Annotated in this window: 27 protein-coding genes; 9 read left to right on the top strand and 18 right to left on the bottom strand. The window is 72.5% G+C overall.

Going from position 1 to position 25,199, the window contains the following annotated elements:
* Positions 1-17 precede the first annotated feature (17 nt).
* On the bottom strand, positions 18-1,226 hold the full coding sequence (locus ACGIF2_RS15500) for a methyl-accepting chemotaxis protein (RefSeq protein WP_396047043.1): 1,209 nt from the start codon (positions 1,224-1,226) through the stop codon (positions 18-20).
* A gap of 223 nt (positions 1,227-1,449) precedes the next feature.
* Between ACGIF2_RS15500 and ACGIF2_RS15505 the strand changes: the two genes are divergently transcribed.
* From ACGIF2_RS15505 to ACGIF2_RS15520, 4 genes are read left to right on the top strand one after another with little or no spacing between them, the layout of a single operon-like run.
* Entirely contained in the window at positions 1,450-2,376 is a 927-nt protein-coding gene (locus tag ACGIF2_RS15505; protein WP_396047042.1) for an ABC transporter ATP-binding protein, read from the top strand.
* A complete protein-coding gene (locus ACGIF2_RS15510; protein ID WP_396047041.1) occupies positions 2,373-3,263 on the top strand; it encodes an ABC transporter permease in 891 nt (296 codons plus the stop codon). Before ACGIF2_RS15505 ends, ACGIF2_RS15510 begins: the two co-directional genes overlap by 4 nt.
* Before the next feature lie 8 nt (positions 3,264-3,271).
* Positions 3,272-4,114 (top strand): ABC transporter permease, encoded by an 843-nt coding sequence (locus ACGIF2_RS15515; protein WP_396047047.1) that lies wholly within the window; start codon positions 3,272-3,274, stop codon positions 4,112-4,114.
* Between the two features lie 60 nt (positions 4,115-4,174).
* Entirely contained in the window at positions 4,175-4,792 is a 618-nt protein-coding gene (locus ACGIF2_RS15520) for a TetR/AcrR family transcriptional regulator (protein WP_396047040.1), read from the top strand.
* A gap of 33 nt (positions 4,793-4,825) precedes the next feature.
* Here the strand turns inward: ACGIF2_RS15520 and ACGIF2_RS15525 are convergent, their stop codons facing one another.
* Positions 4,826-5,203, bottom strand: a complete 378-nt coding sequence (locus ACGIF2_RS15525; protein WP_396047039.1) for a VOC family protein — start codon at positions 5,201-5,203, stop codon at positions 4,826-4,828.
* A 155-nt stretch (positions 5,204-5,358) separates the two neighbouring features.
* Here ACGIF2_RS15525 and ACGIF2_RS15530 point away from each other — a divergent pair, with 155 nt between their 5' ends.
* Positions 5,359-6,498: an RDD family protein gene (locus ACGIF2_RS15530; protein ID WP_396047037.1), complete on the top strand. Its 1,140-nt coding sequence runs from the start codon at positions 5,359-5,361 to the stop codon at positions 6,496-6,498.
* A 66-nt stretch (positions 6,499-6,564) separates the two neighbouring features.
* On the opposite strand, the gene ACGIF2_RS15535 is transcribed toward ACGIF2_RS15530, so the two are convergent.
* Complete coding sequence (locus tag ACGIF2_RS15535) at positions 6,565-6,777, bottom strand: hypothetical protein (protein ID WP_396047035.1); 213 nt, start codon at positions 6,775-6,777, stop codon at positions 6,565-6,567.
* A 118-nt stretch (positions 6,778-6,895) separates the two neighbouring features.
* Complete coding sequence (locus tag ACGIF2_RS15540; protein WP_396047033.1) at positions 6,896-7,300, bottom strand: hypothetical protein; 405 nt, start codon at positions 7,298-7,300, stop codon at positions 6,896-6,898.
* A 67-nt stretch (positions 7,301-7,367) separates the two neighbouring features.
* Here ACGIF2_RS15540 and ACGIF2_RS15545 point away from each other — a divergent pair, with 67 nt between their 5' ends.
* A complete protein-coding gene (locus ACGIF2_RS15545; RefSeq protein WP_396047031.1) occupies positions 7,368-8,831 on the top strand; it encodes a wax ester/triacylglycerol synthase domain-containing protein in 1,464 nt (487 codons plus the stop codon).
* A 178-nt stretch (positions 8,832-9,009) separates the two neighbouring features.
* Positions 9,010-9,243 carry a hypothetical protein gene (locus tag ACGIF2_RS15550; RefSeq protein WP_396047029.1) on the top strand — a complete coding sequence of 78 codons (234 nt, stop codon included), beginning with the start codon at positions 9,010-9,012 and terminating at the stop codon, positions 9,241-9,243.
* Between the two features lie 91 nt (positions 9,244-9,334).
* Here ACGIF2_RS15550 and ACGIF2_RS15555 read toward each other — a convergent pair whose 3' ends face one another.
* A complete protein-coding gene (locus ACGIF2_RS15555) occupies positions 9,335-9,619 on the bottom strand; it encodes an acylphosphatase (RefSeq protein WP_396047027.1) in 285 nt (94 codons plus the stop codon).
* Positions 9,620-9,673: 54 nt separating this feature from the next.
* Positions 9,674-10,339 (bottom strand): TetR/AcrR family transcriptional regulator, encoded by a 666-nt coding sequence (locus ACGIF2_RS15560; RefSeq protein WP_396047025.1) that lies wholly within the window; start codon positions 10,337-10,339, stop codon positions 9,674-9,676.
* 70 nt (positions 10,340-10,409) lie between these two features.
* Between ACGIF2_RS15560 and ACGIF2_RS15565 the strand changes: the two genes are divergently transcribed.
* Positions 10,410-11,783 carry a glycosyltransferase gene (locus tag ACGIF2_RS15565; protein WP_396047023.1) on the top strand — a complete coding sequence of 458 codons (1,374 nt, stop codon included), beginning with the start codon at positions 10,410-10,412 and terminating at the stop codon, positions 11,781-11,783.
* A gap of 24 nt (positions 11,784-11,807) precedes the next feature.
* On the opposite strand, the gene ACGIF2_RS15570 is transcribed toward ACGIF2_RS15565, so the two are convergent.
* Positions 11,808-13,262 (bottom strand): MDR family MFS transporter, encoded by a 1,455-nt coding sequence (locus ACGIF2_RS15570; RefSeq protein WP_396047021.1) that lies wholly within the window; start codon positions 13,260-13,262, stop codon positions 11,808-11,810.
* 113 nt (positions 13,263-13,375) lie between these two features.
* Here ACGIF2_RS15570 and ACGIF2_RS15575 point away from each other — a divergent pair, with 113 nt between their 5' ends.
* Entirely contained in the window at positions 13,376-13,978 is a 603-nt protein-coding gene (locus ACGIF2_RS15575; RefSeq protein WP_396047019.1) for a TetR family transcriptional regulator, read from the top strand.
* A gap of 38 nt (positions 13,979-14,016) precedes the next feature.
* On the opposite strand, the gene ACGIF2_RS15580 is transcribed toward ACGIF2_RS15575, so the two are convergent.
* The 11 genes from ACGIF2_RS15580 to ACGIF2_RS15630 all read right to left on the bottom strand — a co-directional run bounded on the left by ACGIF2_RS15580 (position 14,017) and on the right by ACGIF2_RS15630 (position 25,015).
* Positions 14,017-14,283: a type II toxin-antitoxin system RelE/ParE family toxin gene (locus ACGIF2_RS15580; RefSeq protein ID WP_396047017.1), complete on the bottom strand. Its 267-nt coding sequence runs from the start codon at positions 14,281-14,283 to the stop codon at positions 14,017-14,019.
* Positions 14,283-14,555, bottom strand: coding sequence for a type II toxin-antitoxin system Phd/YefM family antitoxin (locus tag ACGIF2_RS15585; protein WP_396047015.1), 273 nt, complete (start codon positions 14,553-14,555; stop codon positions 14,283-14,285). The genes ACGIF2_RS15580 and ACGIF2_RS15585 overlap by 1 nt, the downstream gene beginning before the upstream one ends.
* Positions 14,556-14,686: 131 nt before the next feature.
* On the bottom strand, positions 14,687-18,151 hold the full coding sequence (locus ACGIF2_RS15590) for an FUSC family protein (protein WP_396047013.1): 3,465 nt from the start codon (positions 18,149-18,151) through the stop codon (positions 14,687-14,689).
* Positions 18,152-18,189: 38 nt separating this feature from the next.
* Complete coding sequence (locus tag ACGIF2_RS15595) at positions 18,190-19,116, bottom strand: urea transporter (RefSeq protein WP_396047011.1); 927 nt, start codon at positions 19,114-19,116, stop codon at positions 18,190-18,192.
* Positions 19,117-19,173: 57 nt separating this feature from the next.
* Positions 19,174-20,244 carry an urease accessory protein UreD gene (locus ACGIF2_RS15600; protein ID WP_396047009.1) on the bottom strand — a complete coding sequence of 357 codons (1,071 nt, stop codon included), beginning with the start codon at positions 20,242-20,244 and terminating at the stop codon, positions 19,174-19,176.
* Complete coding sequence (ureG, locus tag ACGIF2_RS15605; RefSeq protein WP_396047007.1) at positions 20,211-20,846, bottom strand: urease accessory protein UreG; 636 nt, start codon at positions 20,844-20,846, stop codon at positions 20,211-20,213. The genes ACGIF2_RS15600 and ureG overlap by 34 nt, the downstream gene beginning before the upstream one ends.
* A gap of 46 nt (positions 20,847-20,892) precedes the next feature.
* The gene (locus ACGIF2_RS15610; protein ID WP_396047005.1) at positions 20,893-21,618 is read right to left on the bottom strand and encodes an urease accessory protein UreF; all 726 of its coding nucleotides are present in this window, start codon (positions 21,616-21,618) and stop codon (positions 20,893-20,895) included.
* Positions 21,619-21,626: 8 nt separating this feature from the next.
* A complete protein-coding gene (gene ureC / locus ACGIF2_RS15615; RefSeq protein WP_396047003.1) occupies positions 21,627-23,351 on the bottom strand; it encodes an urease subunit alpha in 1,725 nt (574 codons plus the stop codon).
* Positions 23,351-23,767 carry an urease subunit beta gene (locus tag ACGIF2_RS15620; protein WP_396047001.1) on the bottom strand — a complete coding sequence of 139 codons (417 nt, stop codon included), beginning with the start codon at positions 23,765-23,767 and terminating at the stop codon, positions 23,351-23,353. Before ACGIF2_RS15620 ends, ureC begins: the two co-directional genes overlap by 1 nt.
* A 43-nt stretch (positions 23,768-23,810) precedes the next feature.
* Positions 23,811-24,707 (bottom strand): sirohydrochlorin chelatase, encoded by an 897-nt coding sequence (locus ACGIF2_RS15625; protein WP_396046999.1) that lies wholly within the window; start codon positions 24,705-24,707, stop codon positions 23,811-23,813.
* Between the two features lie 2 nt (positions 24,708-24,709).
* The gene (locus ACGIF2_RS15630) at positions 24,710-25,015 is read right to left on the bottom strand and encodes an urease subunit gamma (RefSeq protein WP_396046997.1); all 306 of its coding nucleotides are present in this window, start codon (positions 25,013-25,015) and stop codon (positions 24,710-24,712) included.
* Positions 25,016-25,199 lie beyond the last annotated feature (184 nt).

A 25,199-nucleotide genomic window follows, 5' to 3' on the forward strand; every position in this document is an offset into this window, starting at 1 on the left:
CTGCTGCGGTCGAGCGCTCAGAAGGTGAAGCCGGCGACGCGCTCGCGCAGCCCGGCGGCCATCGCGGCGAGATCGTCCACGCTGGCACCCATCCGCCCGATGACCTCCGACGACACGCTCGCGGCGGACGCCACCCCGGTGATGTTCGACGCGATCTCGCCCGACCCGGTCGCGGCCTCGGCCACTCCCCGCGACATCTCGTTGGTGGTCGCGGTCTGCTCCTCGACCGCCGAGGCGATCGTGAGCTGGTAGTCGTTGATCGAGGTGATGATCGTCGAGATCTGCTCGATCGCGGCCACCGCCCCGGACGTGTCCGCCTGGATCGCCTCGACCCGGCGGGCGATGTCCTCGGTGGCCTTGGCGGTCTCCTGCGCGAGCTCCTTGACCTCGCCCGCGACGACGGCGAAGCCCTTGCCGGCCTCACCGGCCCGCGCGGCCTCGATCGTCGCGTTGAGCGCGAGGAGGTTCGTCTGCTCCGCGATCGAGGTGATGACCTTGACCACGTTGCCGATCTCCTGGCTCGACGTCCCGAGCTTCGCGACCTGCGCGTTCGTCTGCTGCGCAACGGTCGTGGCCTGCGCGGCGACCCTCGCGCCGTCGGTGGCGTTCTGCGCGATCTCGCGGATCGACGCACCCATCTGCTCGGCGCCCGCGGCGACCGCCTGCACGTTGAGCGAGACCTGCTCGGCCGCGACGGCCACTGCGCCGGCCTGCACGGACGTCTCGTGGGTCCCGGCCACGACCTGGTCGGCCGAGACGGCCAGCCCCTGGCTCGCATCGGCCATCGTCTCGGCCGCGACGGACACCTCGGACAGCATCGACCGCAGCGACGTCTGCACCGTCGTGAGCGACCCGGCGAGCCGGGCCATCTCGTCGTTGCCCCGGACCTCGGGCGCACGGGTCAGGTCGCCCGCCGCCATGGCGTCGAGCGCCACACCGAGCGCCGTGACCGATCGCCCGATGCTCCGCGTCACGGTGAGGCCGATGCCCCACACGACGGCGACGCCGACGACCAGCACCCCGACGATCAGCACGGTCGCTGCGTCCGCGTCGGACGCGTCCTCCGCGGCGGCGAAGGCGTGGATCGCGAGCGCCGCGAGCACACCCACCGCTGCGGCGGCGACGGTGAGGAAGCCGAGCAGCGTGAAGATCTTCGCGCGGATCGAGATCCCCGCGGACAGGGAGCGGCGAGCCATGCGCGGTGCGCCGGCCTGGACAGCTGACATCGAGACACTCCCTCGGTCGGACCTCTTGTCCCGCCCATCGACCGGTCGGGGCCGCCGATGAGCCATCGGGCCAAGGCGGACGCCGACCGCGAGCTCGGCGCGTACCTCGAGACCCTCGAACGGCGCGGCGACCACTGACGACGCGCACGGACTCGACGCCCAGGACGTCCGCACGACAATTTCCGTGGGCCGATGTCGCCGGCGACCACTAGCCTCTGGACTCGTGCCCGAGCCCGTGATCACCGCGAAAGCCCTGACCAAACGCTACGGCGACCTCACCGCGGTCGCCGGCATCGACTTCGAGGTGGCGCCCGGCGAGTCCTTCGGGCTGCTGGGCCCCAACGGTGCCGGCAAGTCGACCACCATGCGCATGGTCGGCGCTGTGTCCTCCCGCACCGACGGCACGCTGCGGGTGCTCGGGCTGGACCCCGAGACCCACGGGCCCGAGATCCGCAGCCAGCTGGGGGTCGTGCCGCAGGAGGACAACCTCGACACCGAGCTGAAGGTGCGCGACAACCTCATCGTCTACGGCCGCTACTTCGGCATCTCCCGCGCGGTATGCGGGCAGCGGGCCGACGAGCTGCTGGCGTTCGCGCAGCTCGAGGACAAGGCGCGGTCCAAGGTCGACGACCTGTCGGGCGGCATGAAGCGACGGCTGACGATCGCCCGGGCGCTGGTCAACGAGCCGCGCATGCTGATGCTCGACGAGCCGACCACCGGGCTCGACCCGCAGGCCCGCCACGTGCTGTGGGACCGGCTGTTCCGGCTCAAGGAGCGCGGCACCACCCTGGTGCTCACCACGCACTACATGGACGAGGCCGAGCAGCTGTGCGACCGGATCATCGTGGTCGACAAGGGCGCGATCATGGCCGAGGGCAGCCCGTCCGAGCTCATCCGGCGCTACTCGACGCGCGAGGTGCTCGAGCTGCGCTTCGGCTCGGACCGCAACGCCTCGGCCGCGCGGGAGCTGGGTGACCTGGGCGAGCGGGTCGAGGTCCTGCCCGACCGCGTGCTGGTGTACGTCGGCGACGGCGAGGCCGCGCTCGAGCAGGTCGCGCACCGCGGGCTGCAGCCGACCACGAGCCTGGTGCGCCGCTCGAGCCTCGAAGACGTGTTCCTGCGTCTGACGGGCCGGAGCCTGATCGAGTGACCGCCTCCCCTGCGCCCGCGGGCGCCACCCCGTCGGCCGATCTCACGACCCCCGGGCCCGACGACGCCACGGCTGCGGCCCTCGCCGGGGGCGTCCGGCCGCGCCGTCTCGGCACGCTCTACGTCGCCGAGCACAACCTGCGCTCCATGCGGAGCTACGGGTGGACCATCGTGATGACCGGGATCGGCAACCCCGTCATGTACCTGCTCGGCATCGGCCTCGGGCTCGCGAGCTTCCTCGACGTGCCGGTCGGGTTCGGTCCCGACGGGCCCGTGCCGTACGTGTGGTTCGTCGCGCCCGCGCTGCTGGCCACGGCCGTGGTGACGGTGGGCACCGAGGAGTTCACCTACACCGTCATGGGCGGGTTCCGGTGGCGGCGGGTGTTCTGGGCGATGAACTCCTCGCCCGTGGCCCCGGGCCAGGTCGTCGGTGGTCTCGTGCTCGCGGTGGCGGCGCGGATGATCTTCGTCTCGGTGGCGTACACACTGGTCGTGGCGCTGTTCGGCGCGGTGGGCGACCTGCGTGCACTGCTCCTGCTGCCGCTGATCGGCGTGCTGGGCGGCCTGGCGTTCGGTCTGCCGCTGCTCGCCTACTCGGCGAGCCTGACGCAGGACTCCGGGCAGTTCGCGGCCGTCCAGCGGTTCGTGTTCACGCCGATGTTCCTGTTCTCGGGCACGTTCTACCCGCTCGACACCCTGCCGACCTGGCTGCACTGGATCGGGTGGATCTCGCCGATCTGGCACGCGAGCGAGCTCGGGCGGGCCGCGTCCTTCGGCCAGGCGACGCCCGGCTGGCTGCTGTGCGTGCACGTCCTGGTGCTCGTGGCGCTCGCGGTCGGCGGCTGGTTCGTGGGCCGTCGCGTCTTCGTGGGAAGGCTGCGCGGATGAGCGCGAACATGTCGGCGCCGACCACCACCGGCAGCCACGCCACCGAGCCTGGGACCCCGGGTCGGGGCGGGGTCAGCGCGCTGTACGCCGGGAACGCCCGGTCCGTGCTCGCCCGCGGGCTGCGCGCGGCCCGGTCCAGCACCTGGGTCGTGGTCGTCTCGGGGTTCTTCGAGCCGGTGTTCTACCTGCTCGCGATGGGCATGGGCCTCGGCTCGTACATCGGGGACATCACGACCCCGTCGGGGCAGACGGTGGCCTACGCCGCCTACATCGCCCCCGCGCTGCTCGCGGTCTCGGCGATGAACGGCGCGGTCTACGACTCGACGTGGAACGTCTTCTTCAAGATGAACTTCGGCAAGCTCTACGAGGGCATGCTCGCGACGTCGCTGGGCCCGCTCGACGTGGCGCTCGGGGAGATCCTGTACGCGCTGCTGCGCGGCGTGCTGTACGCGGCGGGGTTCCTCACAGTGATGCAGGTGCTCGGCCTCAACCTCGGCTGGACGGCCGTGCTCGCGCTGCCTGCCGTCGTGCTGATCGCGTTCGGCTTCGCGAGCCTGGGGATGGCCGTCACGAGCTACCTGTCGACCTTCCAGCAGATGGACTGGATCAACTTCGTCATGCTGCCGATGTTCCTGTTCTCGGCGACGTTCTTCCCGATCACCGTGTACCCCGAACCGCTCCAGTGGCTGGTCCAGGCCATGCCGCTGTGGCACGCCGTCGAGCTCGTGCGCGGGCTGACCACCGGCGCGCTCGGCGCCGGGATGCTGGTGCACGTCGGCTACTTCGTGGTGATGATCGCCGTGGGCGTCGTCCTGGTGACCCGGCGGCTGCGCGCGCTGTTCCTCGACTGAGAGCCCCGAGGACGCCAAGAGCAGGCCGACCTGACGATGCGCTCGGCTACGCTCGCCGACGTGAACCAGCGGCTCGACGCGCAGCGCAACCGGGCCAAGCTCGTGGCTGCTGCCGCCGAGGTCTTCCGGGAGGACGGCGCGGCGGCACCCCTCGACCTCGTCGCCCGGCGAGCGGCGGTCGGGCGCGGAACCCTCTACCGCCACTTCCCCGACCGTGGCTCGCTCGTCGCCGCGGTGCTGGACCTGCGCATGGCGGCCCTCGAGCGGTACGCCGCCACCTACCCGGGCGACGACCTGCTCGAGCACCTGCTCGTGGAGATCTGCGCGCTCCAGCTCGACACCCCGGGTCTCATGACGGTGGTGCGCAGCTCCCCCGACCCCCGGCTGCACCTCGACGAGCTCACGCGCCGCACGTCCTCGCTGCTGTCGGCGGCCGTGCACGTGGCGCACCGCGCCGGGACCGTCCGTCCCGACGTGACGCTCACCGACGTCCACCTGGCCGTCGCGATGGTCGACGGCGTGATCTCGATGCTGCCGCGCACGCCCGGTGCCGACCCCGTCGCGAGGGCGCTCGAGCTCGTGCTCCGGGCCCTGCGCAGCCCCGACCGCGCCGCGGAGCCCGTCCCCGCCCCCGAGCTGCGGCTCGCCACACCGCAGGACGTGGACGCGGCGGACTGACCCCGAACGGTCAGCCCGCGGTGCGGCAGCCGCTCAGGTCGTGGCGTCGGGCGTCGCCGTGGAGCCCTCGTACAGCCCGATCTCGTTGCCGTCGGGGTCCACGACCACCGCCCACCAGCTCGTCGAGTCGATCTGCAGCTTCGGGGCCCGGATCTGGCCGCCGAGCGCGAGGACCTGCCCCAGCACGTCGTCGATCGAGTCCACCTCGACGTAGCTGCGCGGCGCCGTGAAGTCGTCGGACCGCGGGGCCAGGCCACCGCCGCTGATCTTGTTGGGGGCCTGCCACATCGGGTAGCCCTCGAAGCCGACGACCTGCTGAATGTCCCACCCGAACAGGCCGTTGTAGAACGACGTCGACCGCCCGAAGTCCCCGACGGGGATGTCGATGTGCGTGATGTCACCGTGCGCCATGACCGCTCCTCCCGAAGGCCCGGCCACCGGTGCGACCGAGGCATCCTTCGCACGGTAGGTCCACCCGCGGCCGACCGCACCCCGCGGCCCGAGCGGAGTGGTCACGATCGCCTGAACCGCTGCGGGGAACGCGCACGCCGCGCCAAGATGTCCGGATGAGCGCACCGCCGCCCGCCCCCACCCCCACCCAGCAGTGGGACCCGGCGACGGACGACGCCCCGATCCCCGTGCCGTTCGCGACCTGGCCGATGCGGGCGCTCGCGCTGCTGCTCGACGGAGGGCTGCTCGCGGGTGTGGCCTTCCTCGCGGACGGCGGCCCCGGGTTCGACGGCCCGACGCTGCACCCCGGGCTGCCGACGTTCACCACGCCCGCGCCGGAGACCGTCAACGCGTCGGGCTGGGTCCTCGGGACGCTGGTGCTGATGGCCCTGCTGCAGGCCTACCTCGGTGCGACACCGGGCAAGTGGCTCGTGGGCATCGTCGTGGTGAGGACGTCGACCGGCCGACCGGCCGGCGCGCTGCGCACCGCCCTCCGCACGGCGGCGCACCTGCTCGACTCGATCCTGCTGATCGGGTACCTGCGCCCCCTGGTGAACCGCGAGCGCCGCACCTTCGCCGACAGCATCGCGGGGACGTACGTGCTCGGCACGCGACGCCCGCTGACCCTCCCGTGGGTGGCCTGGCTCGCGGACCCGCGTGGAGCCCCGCTCGAGCCGACCGGTCCCCCGCCGCCGTGGGAGGAGCCGTTCGAGCCCCGCTGGCGCCGCGTCGTGGGCGCGGTCGTCACCTCGGCAGGCGTCCTCGGCGTCGCCTACGGCTGCGCACCGCCCACTCAGACGATGAGCGGCACCGGCACCCTGACCTGCCGGCCGGTCTCCTCGGACGTCACCGGCAGCACCACCGACCCCACGCTGACGGAGGCGCAGGTCACGGCGTCCCTCCCGGCCGAGTGGACGCGGCTCGGGGTGACCCGCGTCGACCACGTGGCCCCCCGACTGGATGTGACGTGGCAGCTCACGGACTACGCCGCCGACGACGAGTCGTTCGCCGCGGACCACGGCTCCTGGTGGGCCACCGTGCGCGACGCGGACGGCACCCTGCTCCAGACGGTCAGGGTCAGCTCCGCACAGGCGGTCGAGGGCCTGGCCGGCGCCACGTACACCGGGGGCGCGGTGACCGCGACGGTCCCGTGGGAAGCGGTCGAAGCGGTCGACGGGCTCGACGTCGGCGACTGGACCCTCGAGGCGGGCCAGACCCGAGACGGGCGGACCGTCGCGAGCTGCAGCTCACCCTGACCGGGGGTCAGGCTCCCGCGGGCCCATCGAGTCGTCGAGCACGCTGCCCGGGGTCGCGCCCGGGTGTCACCCCGCCAGTGAGAGCAGCGCAGCCACGAGGGCGTTGCACGCCAGCCCGACGACCATCCAGCCCACCATGCTCGCCGCGACGTAGCGGACGTGCCGCGCCCGGTTTCCGCGCTCCCACGCCGGAGCCGGCGTGTACCGGAGCCTGTCGAACGCGGTCGGTCGGCGCCGGTCGCGGGAGGCGAACAGCGGCGAGGGCGTGAGGGTGGTCATGGGCTCTCCTCGTGGGTGAGACGCGATGCGGCCGGGGTTTCCGGCAGACCCACTCTGGCCGCCCAGCCACGACCATGTCTGGGCACAACGGCCCAAATCCGCTCGCCGGCGAACGCGCTCACCGTCGTCGCGAAGAACGCCGACGCAGCACCGCACAGGACGCCCCCGCGAGCGCCAGCACCAAGCCGGTCAGCCAGAGCCCGCTGACGAGCGACACCACCGCGCCGGCGCCGACCAGGGCCACGACACGGCCCAGCACCCATCCCCGCGTCCTCCCCGATGCACCGAGGGCGCCGATCCAGCCCAGCCCGATCGACAGACCCGCCAGCACCGCGGCGCGAGCGCCCGCCAGCCGTCCGCGCTCGAGCAGGTCGCCCGGCGTGAGCGGCTCGTCCATGACCTCGAGCACCCCGGACAGACGGAGCGGCACGGCCACGATGGCGAGTGCGACCGCGACGACGAGCAGGCCGACCGACAGCTGGCGCGCGGGAGCAGACGTGCTGGTGACGGCCCCGGCCTCCATCACTGCATGCTAGGGGCACCAGCCCTCGACGTCGGGGGTCGTCACCGACGAGGAGAGGAGCGGGATGGTGAGCACGCGGCGCACGATCGAACGGCTGAGCGGAGGCGACCTGGTCGAGCTCCGCTCGGACGTCGGCCCCGCGCCGAAGAACGTCGGCGCGCTCCTGGTGCTCGACGACGCGGACCTCGCCACCGTCGAGCGGGTGCTCAGCCGCCGGCTCGCGGGGATCGACCGGCTACGTCAACGGCTGGTCGCGCCGCCGTGGGGGCTGGGCCGGCCGTACTGGCTCGAGGATCCGGCGTTCGACGTCGCGGCCCACGTGACGCACGTGCGCTGCCCCGCACCCGCCGACCACGACGCCCTGCTCGACGTCGCCGCGGACGCGCTCACGCAGCCGCTCCGCCGCGACCGGCCGCTGTGGCGGGCCGTGCTGGTCGACGGGCTGCCGGGTGGTGCGGTGGGCGTCGTCCTCGTGATGCACCACGTGCTCGCTGACGGCGTCGGCGGCCTCGCGGTCCTCGCCGCGCTGGGTGATCCGGGGACGCCCGCACCCCGACCCCTCGGGCCGGCATCCGCCATCGCTGCTTCCACCGTCGCCGCGGCCGCCGTCCCCGGGGCCCCCGTCCCCGCGGTTGCCGTCCCCGCGGCCGGGCCGACGGTGACGGCGCTGCTCGCCGACCACGTCGTGCGGCTCGTCCGCGCCGCCGCCGCGCTGCCCGCGGGCCTGGCACGGGTGGGGCGTGGGCGCGTCGAGCTGCGCGGCCGCGACCGCGGGCGCGACCACGGGCACGGGCACGACCAGGGGCGGGGAGCGCCGCGGTGCTCGCTCAACGTGCCGACCGGTGCCCGTCGACGGCTCGCGACGGTCGACGTCGACCTGGCCGAGGTGCGGGCGGCCGCGCGGCGGCATGGCGCCACGGTCAACGACGTGCTGCTCGTCGCGGTCACCGCGGCGATGGGCACCGTGCTGCGCGCACGCGGCGAGGACGTGTCCACGCTCGTCGTGTCCGTGCCCGTGTCGGCGCGGCGGCCGACGGGGAGGGCGGGGACGGCGGGGACGGCGGGGACGGCGGGCCGCACGAGAGGCGGCGAGCTCGGCAACCAGGTCGGCGTCATGCAGGTCCGGGTCCCCGTGCGCGGCCCCCTGCCCGAGCGGCTCGCGCGGGTCGCGGCCACCACCAGCGCCCGCCGGCACGACGACCGTGGTGCGTCGGCGGGGCTCGTGGGGCCGGTGTTCCGGCTGCTGGTGGCGGTCGGCGCGTTCCGGTGGTTCATCGACCACCAGCGGCTGATCAGCACGTTCCTCACGAACGTGCGCGGACCCGCGGAGGCCGTCTCCGTGGCCGGGGCGCACGTCCGGGAGATCGTCCCCCTGACGTCGGCACCGGGGAACGTGGCGGTCACGTTCGCGGTGCTCTCCTCGGGAGGGCGTCTGGTCGTGACCGTGGTCACCGACCCGGACGTCGTCGCCGACCCGACCGCTCTCGCGGCCGGTACGGACGAGGCGCTGCGCGGGCTCGTCCGGGACTGAGCCCCGCCGGGAAGACGCCGGGCCCGCAGCACGCGGCGGCCCGGTGTTTCCCGCTGGGCGAACAGGTGCGCACCTGAGGAATGCGGGTGGTGGGTCCACCGTTCTCGATGGCATCGCCCGCCCCGGGAGCCTCCCGGGGTCGGACGAGCACCGATCACCGCAGCGAAACGAGGTCCCCATGACTGCATCCACCCTCGAGGGTTCCGCCCCCACCACAGAGCTGTCCCGCCACGACCGCTGCGACCGCTGCGGGGCGCAGGCCTACGTCCGGGCGACGCTCGCGGCCGGCGACGGCCTGGAGCTCCTCTTCTGCGGCCACCACTTCCGCACCTTCGAGCACGGTCTCGTCGCGTCCGGCGCGACCATCCACGACGAGCGTCACCGCATCGAGGCTCAGTCCACGGACGACTGAGCCGTGTGGTTCACCGGCACCCGCGGCAGCGTCGCCCGGGAACGTCGGGGACGCGCGCGCGGGACGCAGACCGGCAGCAGGTCGACCCGGATCAGCGCTCGACCGTGAACACCGAGCTGGTGAACGCCGGGCTGCCGTCCGGCGTCGCGTCCCGCACCTCGACGCTGCTCACCGAGGCGAACCGTGGGCCGCGGTGCGCCCACCCGACCAGGGCATCGACGGGCTCCCGGCCTCCGACCACGAGCGCCTCGACAGCGCCGTCGGCCCGGTTGCGCACCCATCCGGTCACACCGAGCCGCCGGGCCTCGGCGACGAGCGCCGCACGGAACCCGACCCCCTGGACGACGCCGCGCACGACGACCTGGCGAGCGATCACGGGTCCAGTCTGCGTCGTGTCACGCGAGTCCTCGCGCTGGGCGGCGCCGCTGCCTCAGGCCCGGACGGCCAGCCGCCGGACCGTGCTCCCCAGCCAGTCCTCGTAGTGCTCCATGGTCCAGCCCGACCGCCGGACGAGCTGGTCGTGGCCCTCCGGGGACATCAAGAAGGACAGCGCGTCCGCGAGGTCGTCGCGATCGACGTCGACCGGGACCATGTCGCGTTCGACGAGCGCCTCGACGGCGCCCCGGTAGTCGGCCCGCCGCCGCTCGAGCAGCTCGCTGAGCGCCGCCCCGACGTGCGGGTCGGACGCCCCGGCGCTCACGAAGCCGACCCACAGCGCGCTGGTGCGCGCGTTCGCCTGCGCGACCCAGTGGACCAGTCCGTCGAGGAACCGCTCGCCGTCGGTGAGGGTCAAGATCTCGGCGGCGGACTCGCGCGCTGTGACGCTCTCGGGTCCCTCCGTGCCGGTGAACGCCTGCTCGAAGGCTCCGAGCAGCAGGTTGCGCTTGGGTCCGTTGAGCTTGACCGTCTCGACCGACACCGAGGCCCGGGTCGCGATGTCGCCCAGCGAGGTGCCGGCATAGCCACATTCGGCGAAGCAGTCGGCGGCGGCCTCGAGGATCCGTCGTCGGGTGTGGGCGGCCTGCTCGGCCCGCAACGTCGAGCGGTACGGGCGGGACGGCGCAGAGGCCGACGGGGAAGACGACGAAGCAGACATATTGACCACCATGGCAGTGTGATGAATACTCGGGACCAGTAACCAATACTAGCCACTGGTGAGGAACCCGATGTCATCCCTGCTGATCTGCGCCACCCCCGTCCACGGGCACGTCACCCCGCTGCTCGCCGTCTCGAGGTTCCTCGTCGGCCAGGGGCACCACGTCCGGTTCCTGACCGGCGCCCGCTACCGGGGCGCCGTCGAGGCGACGGGAGCCACCTACCTGCCGCTCCCCCTCGAGGCCGACTACGACGACCGCGACATGGACGCCGCGTTCCCCGGGCGGGTGGGCCGCAGCGGCGCCTCCGGCATCCGGTACGACATGAGCACGATCTTCATCGCGCCGGTGCCCGCACAGGTTCGCGCCGTCGACCAGGCGCTCGCCGCCGAGCCGACCGACGCCGTGCTCGTGGAGAGCATGTTCTTCGGCGCGGCCGCGCTGCTCTCCCGGTCCCGCACCGCCCGCCCGCCCGTCATCACGCTCGGGATCATCCCCCTCGGGCTGGCGAGCACCGACACCGCACCGTTCGGGCTCGGGATCCCCCCGGTGCCCGGGCTCGCGGGACGCGTGCGCAACGCCGCCCTGCGGGTCGTCGCCGAGAAGATCGTCTTCGGCCCCGTCCAGCGCGACGCCGAGCAGGCGGTCCGTGAGGCGACCGGCTGCGAGCTGCCCGGCTTCTTCATGGACTACGGCAGGCTCGCCGACGCGCTCGTGCAGTTCACCGTGCCCGGCTTCGAGTACCCGCGCCCGGACCTGCCCTCCTCGGTCCGGTTCGTCGGGCCCGTGTCCCGCACCACGCCGTCCGACACGCCCGTCCCCTCCTGGTGGGGCGACCTCGACGGCACACGCCCGGTGGTCCACGTGACCCAGGGCACCGTCGCCAACCGGGACTACGACCAGCTCATCACCCCGACGATCACGGCCCTTGCCGAGGAGGACGTGCTCGTGGTCGTCAGCACGGGAGGCCGCGACGTCACCACGCTGCCGCCCCTGCCGGCCAACGTGCGGGCCGCGGAGTACCTCCCCTACGACGCGCTGCTGCCCCTGACCGACGTCTACGTCAGCAACGGCGGGTACGGCGGCGTGCACTTCGCGCTCGAGCACGGGGTGCCGCTCGTCGTCGCCGGAGCCACCGAGGACAAGGTCGAGGTCACGGCCCGCGTCGCATGGTCGGGCGCGGGCCTCAACCTCCGCACCCACCAGCCGACGCCCGCAGCCGTCCGCACGGCCGTCCGCACGGTCCTGGCCGACCACAGGTACCGCCGCGCCGCCGCCCGCCTGGGCTCCGAGATCACAGCGTCGCCCGGCCTGGCCGGCCTCGAGGCAGCGCTCGGCGACGTCCTGCACGCCCGGGCGACGACCCCGGGCATCCCCGCGGGACGTCGCCGGCAGGCCCGTGCCGCGACAGCGCCCGAACCGGCCGACCGCCGTCGCGGGCGGTGACCGGGGGACGCTGTTCCCGACGGGTCAGGCGTCCGTGCGCAGCCGCTTGACGAACGGGGCGGTGATCACGGCGATGAGGCCGATGCAGCTACCCAGGATGAAGGCGTGCCGCGTGCCGACCGTCTGCATCTCGGCGTCGCTGCCGCTCGCGGCCGCGGCCCCGATGGTCAGGGCCGCGACGAGCAGTGCGGTGCCCGCTGCACCGGCGAGCTGCTGCAGCGTGTTCAGGATCGCTGAGCCGTGCGCGTAGAGCTCACGCGGCAGGGCGCTCAGCGAGATCGTCATCAGCGGGGTCATCAGCAGGGACAGACCGAGGCAGAAGACCACGTGCCAGGCCACGACGACGCCCAGCGAGGTGTCGGCCCCGATCGTGCTCAGCAGCAACTGCCCACCGCAGAGCAGGATCGCGCCGGGGATGACGATCGGGCGCGGGCCAACCTTGTCGTAGATGCGGCCGACGAACGGCGCCAGCACCCCCTGGGCGAGGCCGCCCGGAAGCATGAGCAGCCCGGTGGTGAGGACGCTCACGCCCATCCCCATCTGCAGGTAGATGGGCAGCACCACGACGGTGCCGAGCAACGTGGCCATGACGACCATCAGGATGATGACGGAGTTCCGGAACGCGGGGACGGCGAACGGCCGCAGGTCCAGCAGCGACGATCCGGTGCGCTGCAGACGCGTCTGACGACGCACGAATGCCACCAGCCCGAGGACGCCGATCACCAGCGCCACGACGGGCGCCGCGGCCCCGTCGAGCAGCGCCTCGATCGAGGACAGCCCGTACACGATGCCGCCGAAGCCGAACACCGAGAGCACGACCGACCCGACGTCCAGGCGCGGGCGCGTCACCTCGTGGGTGGCCTTGATCATGAACAGGCCGCAGACGAACACGATCGCCCCGAGCGGGAGCATGAGCCCGAAGACCCAGCGCCAGCTGAGCGCCTCGACGACGATGCCCGAGATGGTGGGGCCGATGGCCGGCGCGACGGAGATCACGACGGAGTTGAGGCCCATGACCGCGCCGCGCTTCCACGCGGGCACGGTCGTCAGGGTGGTGGTCATCAGCAGCGGCAGGATGATCGCCGTGCCGCAGGCCTGGACGATGCGGCCCAGCAGGATCAGGGCGAAGGTGGGCGCGATGCCGCAGAGCGCGGTGCCCACGATGAAGAGCAGGAGCGCGGCGCTGAACAGCGTCCGGGTGGTGAAGCGCTGCAGCAGGTAGCCCGTGGTCGGGATGACCACGGCCATCATGAGCATGAACCCGGTGGTGAGCCACTGGGCCGTGCCGGCCGTGACCTCGAAGTCGCCCATGATGCTGGGCAGCGCGACGCTGAGCACGGTCTCGTTGAGGATCATGATCAGCGCGGAGAACATCAGGACGGCGATGACCGGGCCGACACGGCCGGTGGCCTTCTCCGTCTCGATCGCCGGCGAGAACGCGCCCGCCGGGGTCTCCTCGCGGAGCTGGACATCAGACATGGGACCTTCTTCCTAGACACAAGCGAAGGCAATTCTGTCACACTGTGACAAGATGGCAGCCACCGCCAGAGTGGTGTCTCTGGTCACACGTGTGCTCGTGCTAGGAAGGCCCCATGGACGACGTCCCCACCGACCTCCGCGCCCGACGCCGCCTCGACACGGCCGAGCAGATCCACCAGGTGGCCCTCGAGCTCTTCGAGAAGCAGGGCGTCCGAGAGACCACGGTCCAGCAGATCGCCGACCGCGCTGGCATCTCGTCGCGCACCTTCTTCCGGTACTTCGCCTCGAAGGAGCAGGCCGCCCTTCCAGGTCAGCAGCGGCTGCTGCAGGTGATCGACACGCTCGAGCTCTCCCCCGGCGACTCGCCGGCGACCGTCCTGCAGAAGGCCGAGAAAGCCGCCGAGTCGGCCATGTCCGGAGAGAACGACCCCGGCCTCGCGGAGCACCGGCGCATCGCGCGCCTCCTCGGCGAGCCGGAGCTCCAGGCGCTCGCCGCCGCACAGGAGCGGACCTTGACCATGCACCTGCACGCCCGGCTGAGCGCCCAGCTCGAGAGCAGCGACCCGACCACCGTGCGGCTCATCGCCGAGCTCGTTGTGGCGCTGTGGCGCACCAGCTGGGAACGCTGGGGCGAGCTCGCGCTGGAGGGCCACATGACGGACCCGGTGGAGGTCTACCGGCACTGCCGCAGGGAGCTCCGCCGCGTCGTCGAATGAGGGCATCGTCGACCGGGCGAACCGTCGACTGCGGCCGGTCAGTGCGGCCGATACACGTCTCGCCGATGGGCGATCGACAGGACGTAGACCGTGACCACCCGAGCGTTGATCGCGTAGATGACGCGATACTCCCCACGCCGGGCAGACCACTTTCCCTCGAGCTCGTTGCGCAGCGGCTTGCCGACCTTGAAGGGGTCCTCGGCCAGCGGCCCGGAGAGGAACTCGATGACGGCAACGGCAACCGCCGCGGGCAGCTGCGAGGCGAGCGCACGCTTCGCAGCGGGGGCCAGGGAGATCTCGTACATCAGACGTCGCGGCGCAGCTGCTCCAGCACCTCGCTGAGCGGCGTCACGTCACCTGCGGCCACGGCGGCGTCACCCTCGCGGATCTCGGCCATCAGCCGCGGGTCCGACAGCACGGCGATGGTCTCCTCCAGCGAGGCCAGGTCGTCGGGCGAGACCAGGACTGCGGCCGGCTCGCCGTGACGCGTGATGGTGACCCGCTCGTGGGTGCCGTGGACGGAGTCGACGTACCGCGACAGGTGCGCCTTCACATTCGCGAGCGATGTCGTCGTCATGACCCGAATCATAGTCATCACCGATCGGGCAGGGAAGCGGAACGATCGACGCTCACGCAGCGGACTGTCTCGGTTGGCGCCGATGAACCGGCATGTCCTAGATGGACGTCTCCACCGTGTCGGGCGGTGCGTCAGACGCCCGCGGGCGACGCCTCCTGACGCTGCTGCTGCTCGGCCGCACCGGGAGAGACCTCGCCGACGAGCAGCACGAGCGTGTCGTTGATCCGGTCGAGGTGGCGCAGCACGGCGGCCTGCGGACTGTCCGATGCGCCGCGGACGCCGTCGTCGAGGACCAGCGGCAGGTCCGGCTCGACCGACGTCGGCAGCCGGTCGGCGAGGACGTCGAGCAGCGCCGTGAAGTTGGTGCGCAGCGTGGTGCGCACGGCGGACCAGTCCTGCGCGCTCGGATCGGCACCGGCGTCGACCGCCTGCTGGGCGGCCCGCACCAGGTGCCGGGTGTCGTAGGTGAGCGACCACAGCGCCGTCAGCCTGCCCTCGACGCCGTCGGCGCCCGAGGCGCCCGCGGCCCGCCGCAGGGGCGCCGCGGTGGAGTTGACCGCCCGAGCCTCGCGCTCCACGACGAGCAGCCGGTCGCGCACCGACGCCGTCGAGACCGAGGTGCTGCCCTCGAGGCGTCCCACGGTGGTCGTCACGACCGTCGCGACGTCGCGCACGAGGGTCGCGGTGTCCTTGTTGAGCACGGTGCGGATCCGCGTCGGCAGCACGAGCCAGGCGACCAGCAGCGCGGCCGCCGCCCCCAGCAGGGTCTCCACGACGCGCAGCTCCAGCGCGACCGGCGTCAACCGGCCGAGGAACTCGTAGATGACGGCGAACAGCATCGTCGTCCACAGCGTCGACACCGCCGGGGACACGGGGCGGAAGTAGGTCGAGGCGAACACCGTGAGGGCGAGCAACGGCACCAGGACCCACGGCTCGTGCCCGGTGCCGATCGCGATCGCGAAGCCGACCGTGGCGCCCGCGACCGTGCCGGCGACCCGTTGCGCGCCCTTCATGAACGTCTCGGCGTCGGTGCCGCCGAGCACCTGGTACGCCGCGAGCGTCGCCCAGTACTGGTCGGTCGACGACACGGACTCGCCGACGCCCAGCGCCGCGCCCACCGCGACGCCGGCCTGGACCGCCCGGCGGCTCGTCGGTGAGAGCCGGTGCTGCGAGCCAGCCGGAGAGCCGTCGGCGCTCCAGGTGAGCTCGTCGAGCGCCTGGGCGTCCTCGTCGCCGTCGTCCGACGGCGCGGGCGGCGCCGACGGGTCCAGGGCCGCCGTCCGCGCCTCGGCGAGCGCGGCCGCCGCGCGGTACAGCTCGTTGGTCGCCACCTGCAGAGCGCGGGCGGCACGCGGCCAGTCCGCAGGCGGTGGGTCCGCGTCCCACGGCTCGAGGGTGGCGGGTGTCGCGTCGGCCGGGCCCGGCGCCGCATCCGAGCCCGGCACGGCCCCGGGACCCGCGGCGGCGAACCGCTCCAGGTGCGCCTGCAGGAGCTCGAGCCGCCCCGCGAGCCGGCCGCGCAGCTCGAGCGACAGGGTGGTACCCGTGGCGTCCTCCACGGTCCCGACCAGGTGCGCGGTCGCGAGCGTGGTGTCGAACAGCCGCAGGCGCAGCTCCACGGCCCGGACCGGGTCGACACCGGTCGCGTCGGCCTCGCCCGCCAGCTGCCCCGCGAGGAAGGTGCCGCCGCGCTCGAGGCGTCGCTGGTCCACCTCGACGCGGTGGCGGACGTCCGGGTCCCAGCGCGCCCACGACACGGCGTCGACGAGCGCGTCCATCGAGGCCACGAGCTCGCGGCCGTAGCCGGCGAGCCCCGCGCGCAGGACCCGCGCCGGGCGCTCCGGCAGCACGACGTAGTTGAGCAGGAAGCCCCAGGCGATGCCCACGGCGCCGGTCGCGACGTACAGCGTCACCTCGGACAGCTCCAGCTGAAGGATGAGCGCGAAGTAGTAGACCATGAACGTCACGCCACCGAGCGCTGCCCAGCGCGGGCCGAAGCGCCCGACCCAGGCGCCACCCGCCGCGACGGCGACGACGAGCACGCCCGTCCACACGGGCGACCCGGACACCAGTGCGCCCAGCACGACGACCACGCAGACCGGCACGATCAGCAGGACGCTCGTGAGCTTGCGCCCGCGCGCCGTCTTGTCGGCCGAGAGGCCCGTGCTGAGCATGGCCACGAAGGCGCCGAAGAGTGCCGGCCGCAGCTCGTCCCGGCCCAGTGCGTGCAGCAGGACGTACCCGGTCACCCCCGCGGCAACCACGGCCAGCAGCGCGCGGGCCGCCGCCCGCAGGCGCGCGAACCCCGGGTCGACCTGGGCGACGTGAGCGTCGACGAACGTCCGCCAGCGCGAGAGCCGGCCGTGGCCTGTCGCGGCGGCGTCCGGCGGCTGCGTCGGCCCTGGCAGGAAGAACTCCTCGACGTCACGCAGGGCGACCGCACCCTGCGGGTGCAGCATCGACACGGGCTGGTCCGTCACGATGATGGGCTGGTAGTCCAGGTCGCGACTGACGGCCAGCGTGACCTGGTGCGCCCGGTACGCGAACGGCAGCCACGCGACGTACCGGCGGTAGGTGTCGTCGACGTCGGTCAGCGGTTGGACGTCCACCAGGGCGGCCGTCTCGCGGTCGAGCTGCAGGAACCGGTTGACCCACTCGTCGCCCTCGTCGCGGTGCGCCTCACCCTGCGCGATCCGTGCGAACCGCTGGGGGTCGACCACCGAGGGCACGTCCACGCTGGTCCAGCGCACCCGGCCCTGCAGGTACTCGCCGAACTGGAGGAACTCGAACGTCAGCGGGACCAGGCGCGCCGTGGCGGTGGCCGGATGCCCGGTGGGCAGCCCCCAGCGCAACGCCCCGATCGTGCCGCCGATCATGCGCAGCGCGTACGGCAGCGCGAACCGGTCGCGTCCGCTCTGGAAGTAGTACGCGGCGTGGTGCAGGCGCAGCCCGTCGGTGTACGAGGAGAACGTGTCCCCCACGGCGTCGAGGTGGCCGTCGAGGTCGTTGGGCTGACCGTCGCGGAAGTACGGCGTCAGGCTCGCGACGGGTGAGCCGGCACCGCGCTCGGCCGTGAAGAACTGCGTGCACAGGCTGCTGAGGTCGCTGATCACCCCGTACACGCCGAGCAGGAACGTCAGGATGAGGGACAGCAGCAGCACGCCGGTGAGCGTCTCCGCGATGCTGAGGAAGCGCAGGACGTCGGTCTCCGCGGTCAGGGACGACCCGCCGACCGTGGCGAGCTGCGCGGCGCTGAAGTACAGGCCGTTGAACAGGTCGAGGTCCGCCCCGGTGCCGGAGACGGAGAACGACGTCGGTGTCATCAGACCGCGGTAGATGAGGCCGTAGCCGAGGATCGTCCCGCACACCCACAGCACGATGCTGAGCACGAGCTGCATCCCGGTCACCTGGCGCAGCGCTGCGGGCCGCCAGCGTCGCGGCAGCCGTCGCGTCACGCGCCGCAGCGACCGCCACTGCAGCCGCGTCAGCGGCCCGGCGAGGAAACCCGACTCGTCGTAGTTGAGCGCGGTGAGGAAGACGTCGAACAGCGTCGCGGCGAGGACGACGACGCCCAGCAGCAGCCACACGGTGTCCACGGGCGTCTCCTTCTACAGCACGAGCTCGGGCTGCAGGGTCACGGCCGTCGCAGAGCGCGGATGCCCGTGGCGATGATCAGCAGGACCCAGGTCGTCAGGATGTAGGGCCACGTGTAGTGCGGGGCGTCGGTCGCGTCGTTCATGGCCAGCGTGACGACCGCCGTCACCGCTGTACCGACGACCGCGTACAGCCAGGACGCGACGTTGCTGCGCAGGAAGACGACGGACAGCGCGATCGCGGTCAGCACGCCGGAGTAGCCGGCCAGCCCTTCGGCGACGTCCGCCTCGGCCCAGCCCAGGGCGAGCGCGCACAGGCTGCCGACCGCGCTGCCCATCACGGCCGCGAGCCCGACCTTCCACGACGCGATGAACAGGCCCAGCAGGATCAGCGCGCCGGACCACACGCTGCTGATCAGGACGACCTCGGACACGTTCGTCAGCAGCGACTGGAGGTACGTCACGCCGGTGTCCTCCACGACGTGCACGGCCGGGGACCTGACCTGCAGGCCCGAGGTGGTCGCGTGCATCACGCCGGCGACCACGCAGAACGGTGCGGTGGTCGCCGGAAGCCCGAACCGGGCGAGGGGATGGGTGGCGAACAGCCACACGAAGAACCAGGTCACGGGTGCGCACAGGATCCCGCCGAGCGCGGCGATCGGGTAGGCCCAGCCCTGGGAGCCGAGCGCGGTGTAGACGGCGGCGCCGAGCAGGGCGCCGCAGAACCCCTGCATCCCCAGCCGCACGTTCTGCGCCCCCATGAGAGCGCCCGTGAGGGTCGACGCGACGGTGCCGATCGCGACCAGCAGCGCCATCCGCCAGTCGGCCACGACGAACGCGGCCAGGATGAGCAGACCCGTCCACACGTTGCGCTGGAAGAAGATCTGCGAGAGGCCGTCGGAGAGGGAGCGCACGTCCAGGGCGGCACCGACCCCTCCGGTCGGCGTTGTGGCGTCTGTCGCTGCCATCGAGCTCTCCTGTCCGTGCTGGTGGTGCCGGCGGGCTCACCGTGGGCGGCGCCCGGTTCAGGTCTTGCGCACGACAGGTGCCGGCCGGCCTGTGAGCCGCAGGCGCAGCGCCCGCCACGCGAGAGCGGTGGCGTGCGCGACGGGTTCGGTCGCGTCGCCGAGGATCCGTACCCAGACGCCGACGTCCCCCGGCAGGGCGCTGACGCCCAGCACGACACCCTCGGCCCCGGCCAGCTCGGCGTGCAGCAGGTCGGCCAGGTCCGCGGCGGACGCGAGCGGGGTGACGACGTACAGCATCGCCAGCACGTCGTGGTCGGCGAGCACGGCGAGACCGCCCGTGCCGCGGTCCGTCGGGGTGAGCCGTACGCGGTCCACCGCGAGGCACGTCCCGTCCGGTCGGCTGATCTCGAGGTCGGCGGCGAGCGCCGCGTACCGGTGCCGTTCGCCGTGGGCCAGCCGCCCGGCGACGAGCGTCTCGCCCGCGACGACGGTGGCGGACTCCGCGACCGTCAGGCGCGTGCGCTGGTACAGGCGCGAGTCGACGAACAGGACGAGAGGTTCCGGCATGTACTCCACGTACGCGTGCTCGGCGGCGTCGACGTCGATCAGCGCGACGGCGTAGTCCTGCTCCATCCGCAGCACGCGCGTGTAGGCCGTCGTGGTGACGTACGCGCTCGTGCCGGGGCCGAAGCTCAGGTCGGTCCGCAGCCTGTCTCCCTGCAGGATCCCGGCGCCCGTCGACATCAGGTAGACGTACGGCATGTCCTGCCGCAGCGGGTCGTAGTACAGCGGCCGCATGATCTGCAACGGCGACTTCTGGTAGTGCGCCACCAGCTCCGTGCCGTTGGTTGTCCGCTCGAACCGCAGGTCCAGGATGCCGACCTTCCCCGGGCTCCCCGCAGGCAGCATGTCGGGCACGCCGGCGTACCGGGCCACCTCGGCCGGGACGTGGTCCGGCAGGTAGTAGGCCGGCTGGAGCCGACGCCCGCCGTACGCGGGTGCCACCTGCCCGGCGACGTCCGGCGGCGCGTCGGACGGTCCGGTCGCGCGGACCGCGGGGACCCCAGGGTCCGTCACGACGTCGGCGCTCACGATCACGAGACCAGGGCGCGCGTGCGGCCGTCCCACGCGGCGAGGATCTGGTCCTGCAGCGCGTCGACGCCCTCGCCGGTCAGGCAGTTGGTCAGCACCACGGGCCTGCCCTCGCGCACCCGGTGCGCGTCGGACTCCATGACGCCCAGGTCCGTGCGCACGTACTGCGCGATGTCGATCTTGTTGATCACGAGGATGTCGGAGTCCGTGATGCCCGGACCACGCTTGCGCGGCATCTTCTCGCCCTCGGACGTGTCCAGGACGAAGACGAACACGTCGACGAGCGCCGGGGAGAACGTGAGGGTGAGGTTGTCACCGCCAGACTCGTAGAGGAGCGTGTCGACGTCGGGGAACCGCTCGAGCATCTCGGCACCCGCCGCCAGGTTCATCGTCGGGTCGTCCCGGACGGCCGTGTGCGGGCACGCGCCGGTCTCCACCCCGATCACGCGCTCGGGGTCCAGCACGCCGGCCAGCTCGCGGCGCACGTGGTGGGCGTCCTCCTGCGTGTAGATGTCGTTCGTGATCACCGCGGGGTGCCTGCCGGCGGCCATCAGCCGCGGCACCAGGGCCTCGGTCAGCGCCGTCTTGCCGGATCCCACCGGTCCCCCGATGCCGATCCTCAGCACGTTCTCGCTCATCGCTCTCCCCTTCTCGTCCGGCGGTGCGTCCCCGCGCCGGTGCGTGCTAGCTCGTGAACAGACGCGCCTCGGCACGCTCGTGCTGGGCCGACATCACGTCCGCCATCGGGACGCAGCCCCCCAGGTCGGCCAGGTCGCGGGCGACGGCCTCCTCGGCCGCCTGCGCGATGACCGGACCCACGGCGTGCAGCATGACCTGGACCTGCCGGTGGTCGGCGAGCCGGAGCCGCAGGGCGGCACCGAGGACGCTGACCGCGAACGCCGACAGGTCCGACGCGACGGCCTGGGCCGTCCCGACCCCCGCGGCGGCGTAGGCCACCGCCGTGGCGACCGGCTGGCATCCCGGCGACTCTTTCGCCGCCAGGATCCGCGCCCACTCCGCGAGCACCGGCCCCCCGAGGGCCGCACCCGCCACGTCGGACAGCTGGTGGCCGCTGCGCACCGACGCTCGCCGCATCTCGGCGTTGAGCTTGGTGGCGTACAGCAGGTGATCCACCTGTCGGACGCGGTCCCAGTCGCCCACGGCCGCCGCCTCGTGGGCCCGAGCGAGCGCGGTCGCGTCGCCCGGGCCCACGGAGTGCAGCAGCAGCCCCCGCAGCAGGCCCTCGACGCCGCCCCGATCGACCAGCCGTGCCTGGCTGAAGCCCTCCAGCCCGTGCGACATCGTGTAGAAGCCGCTCGGGAACGCGGAGTCCGTCAGCTGCAGGCTGACGAGCAGCGCGCGCAGGTCGCTGCTCGGCAGGTCGGTCGTCGGCACGGCTGTCGTCGGCACGGCGCTCCTCAGGCCAGGAAGAACAGCTGGGTCATGGGCAGCGACTTCGCGGGCTCGATGTGGGCCGGGACCCCGTCGAGCGTCACCTTGTACGTCTCCGGGTCGACGTAGACATCGGGTGCCCGGTCGTTGCGGACCATGTGCGCCTTGCCCAGCTGGCGGGTACGGCGCACAGGCAGCACGGTGCTGCGCAGACCGAGCTGCTCGGGGACCCCGGCGTCGATCGCGGCCTGCGACATGAACGTCACACGGGTGCTCTGCTGCGCCCGGCCGTACGCCCCGAACATCGGACGGTAGAAGACGGGCTGCGGGGTCGGGAGCGACGCGTTCGGTTCTCCCATGAGCGCCCACTTGATGACGCCGCCCTTGATCACCATCTTCGGCTTGGCCGCGAACGAGCCCACCGGCCAGAGCACGATGTCAGCCAGCTTCCCGGCCTCCAGCGACCCGTAGTAGTCGGAGATGCCGCACGTGATCGCGGGGTTGATCGTCACCTTGGCCAGGTAGCGCAGCACCCGGAAGTTGTCGTGACGCTCGGTGTCCTCCGCGAGCCTGCCGCGCTTGTCCTTGTTGTGGTGCGCGGTCTGGAAGGCGCGCATCACCGACTCGCCGATGCGACCCATCGCCTGCGAGTCGGACGAGAACATCGAGATGACGCCCTCGTCCTGCAGCACGGTCTCCGCGGAGATCGTCTCGGCGCGCACGCGCGAGTCCGCGAACGCGACGTCCTCGGGGATGTCGTGCGACAGGTGGTGGCACACCATCACCATGTCGAGCAGCTCGTCGACCGAGTTGACCGTGTACGGCAGCGTCGGGTTGGTGGACGACGGCAGCACGTTGGGGTAGCTCGCGAGCTTCATGATGTCGGGGGCGTGCCCACCGCCTGCGCCCTCCGTGTGGAAGGTGTGGATCGTGCGCCCGTTGATCGCCGAGATCGTGTCCTCGACGAAACCGGATTCGTTGAGGCTGTCGGTGTGGACCGCCACCTGCACGTCGTACTCGTCGGCGACCGACAGGGCGTCGCTCAGCGCCGCGGGTGTGGCGCCGAAGTCCTCGTGCACCTTCAGCCCGGCGGCGCCGGCCTTGAGCTGCTCGATCAAGGCCTGGGGCAGCGACCCGTTGCCCTTGCCGTAGAACCCCATGCTCACCGAGACGTCCTCGGCGGCCTCGATCATGCGGTGCAGGTACCAGGCGCCGGGCGTGGTGGTCACGCCGTTGGTCGCGTCGCTGGGGCCGGTCCCGCCGCCGAACAGCGTGGTGATGCCGTTGCTGAGGGCGGCCTCGGCCTGCTGCGGCGAGATGTAGTGCACGTGGGGGTCGATGGCACCAGCGGTCGCGATGAGGTGCTCGCCGGCGATGAGCTCCGTCCCGGTGCCCACGACGAGACGCGGGTCGACGCCGTCCTGCAGGTGCGGGTTGCCGGACTTGCCGACGCCCGCGATCTTGCCGTCCTTGACGCCGATGTCGCCCTTGATCACGCCGAGCACCGGGTCGAGGATGATCGCGTTGGTGATGACGAGGTCCAGCACGCCCTGCGGGGCTGTCGCACGCGGGTCGGCGCCCATCCCGTCGCGCGCCGTCTTGCCGCCGCCGTAGACGATCTCGTCGCCGTAGTGCCCCTCGTTGTAGTCCTTCTCGATCTCGATGACGAGGTTCGAGTCGGCCAGGTGGATCCTGTCGCCCCGCGTGGGGCCGAACAGGTCGGTGTACTGCTTGCGTGACAGGATCGCCATCAGTGGTCCCCCCCATGGGTGGCGTCGGGCTTCGGCGTGCTCGGCGCGCCGTCCTTGAACTCGCACTCCGCCAGACGGCGCAGGGCGTCGAGCCGCGTCTGGCGGGCGTCGAGACCACCGTCGACGAGGTTGTTGAACCCGATGACGCGACGTCCGCCCCCGTAGGCGGCCAGCGTGACCTCGCGGGTGTCGCCCGCCTCGAGCCGCACCCCCGTGCCAGCCGGCAGGTCCAGGTGCATGCCGTACGCCTTCTCGCGGTCGAACAGCAGGGCGCGGTTGACCTCGAAGAAGTGGAAGTGCGAACCGATCTGGACGGCGCGGTCGCCGGTGTTGGCGACCTGCAGCGTGACCTTCGCGCGGTCGGCGTTGATCTCGATGTCCTTCTCGTTGTGGTCGTACTTGGGGCTGCCTAGCATCGTGTGTCCCTCCACGTGGTGGTTGGGGTCGGGGCGTGCGGCGTCACAGGTGCGCCGGCGCGGGTGCGTCGGCGCGCGTCGGGCCCGGTGCGACGGGCGCGAGGGCCGCCGCGACATCGTGGTGCTGGTGCTGGTGCTGGTGGCCGTGGGTGTGCGGATGAGCGCCCGAACCCGGCACGCTCTCGTGCGAGTGGGCGTAGCCGTGCCCGTGGTCGGCCTCCAGCCCCTCGTCGATGCCGTCGCGGCCGTGGTCGAGCTCGTGCACGGCCGTGGCCACGCGCTCCTCGACGATCCGCGCCATCGCACGGTCCGACAGCAGCGGGCCGTAGAACGACGCACCGTCGAGGGCAGCGGGAGCCGGGCTCGACTCGGCGAACCCCGCCGGGACCACCACCACGCCGTCGGCGCCCAGGAGCCGTTCGCGCCCGACGGCATGCGCGAGGTCGGCGTCGGTGTCGACGCACGCGACGGCCACCTCCAGGCCGGCGCCATGGGTCCGCACCAGGTGCGCGACGCGGTGCAGCTCGGCGTCGTCGAACGGGTCGGCCCGCGGGGCCGCGATCACCAGAGCGGCGTCGGGCTGCGCGGCCACGGTCCGTGTCGCCGCCATCCGCAGCAACGCGACGAGGTGGTCGATCGTGCCGAACGGCTCGCACAGGGCGAGCCGCCCACGGGCGGCGTCCGTGCCCGTGCCCGTGCTCAGCCAGTGCAGGGTGCGGGCCGTGTCGGCGACCGCCACCGGGTCCCGCCCCCAGGTCATCGGCAGGACCGCGATCGGCCCCGCACCCGACTCCAGCAGGGCACGCACCCGGTCGTGCAGGGCCCTGCCGGGCGCGGTCACCAGGGCACCGGGCAGGACGGCGAGCAGACGTTCCAGGTCCGCCCCCTGCCGGCTCTCGTGACCGCCGACCAGCACGGGTCGGAGCTGCGGCATCGACACGGTCACACCGCGACGGGGTCGTGACAAGACACGAGCTTGCTGCCGTCCGGGAACGTGGCCTCGACCTGCAGCAGGGCGATCCGCTTGCGGACGCCGGGCATGCAGTCGTGCTCCGAGACGACGTGCTTGCCCAGCTCCATGCACTCGGCGACCGACTTGCCGTCGCGGGCGGCCTCGAGGATGGCCTCGGAGACCAGCGCCTGCGCTTCGCTCACGTTGAGCTTGGTGCCGCGCTCGCGGCGGCGCCGTGCGAGGTCTGCGACCTGGTACACGTACAGCTTTTCCAATTCACGCGGGGTCAGATCCATGTCCTGGGACCTTTCGTGATGACGTGGCACCTCGGCTGTGACTGCGTGCTCGTTTTGACGATACGCCGAACCCCATTGACGACAACTCGTGGGCATATCCGCAGGTGGGCGGCGGATTCCCCGTGCGCGGGCTTTCTGAACGGCTGTACAAATGAATCGTTCTCGACGCCCGGCCCGGGCTCTA

It is taken from the genome of Cellulomonas sp. P22, assembly GCF_044392165.1.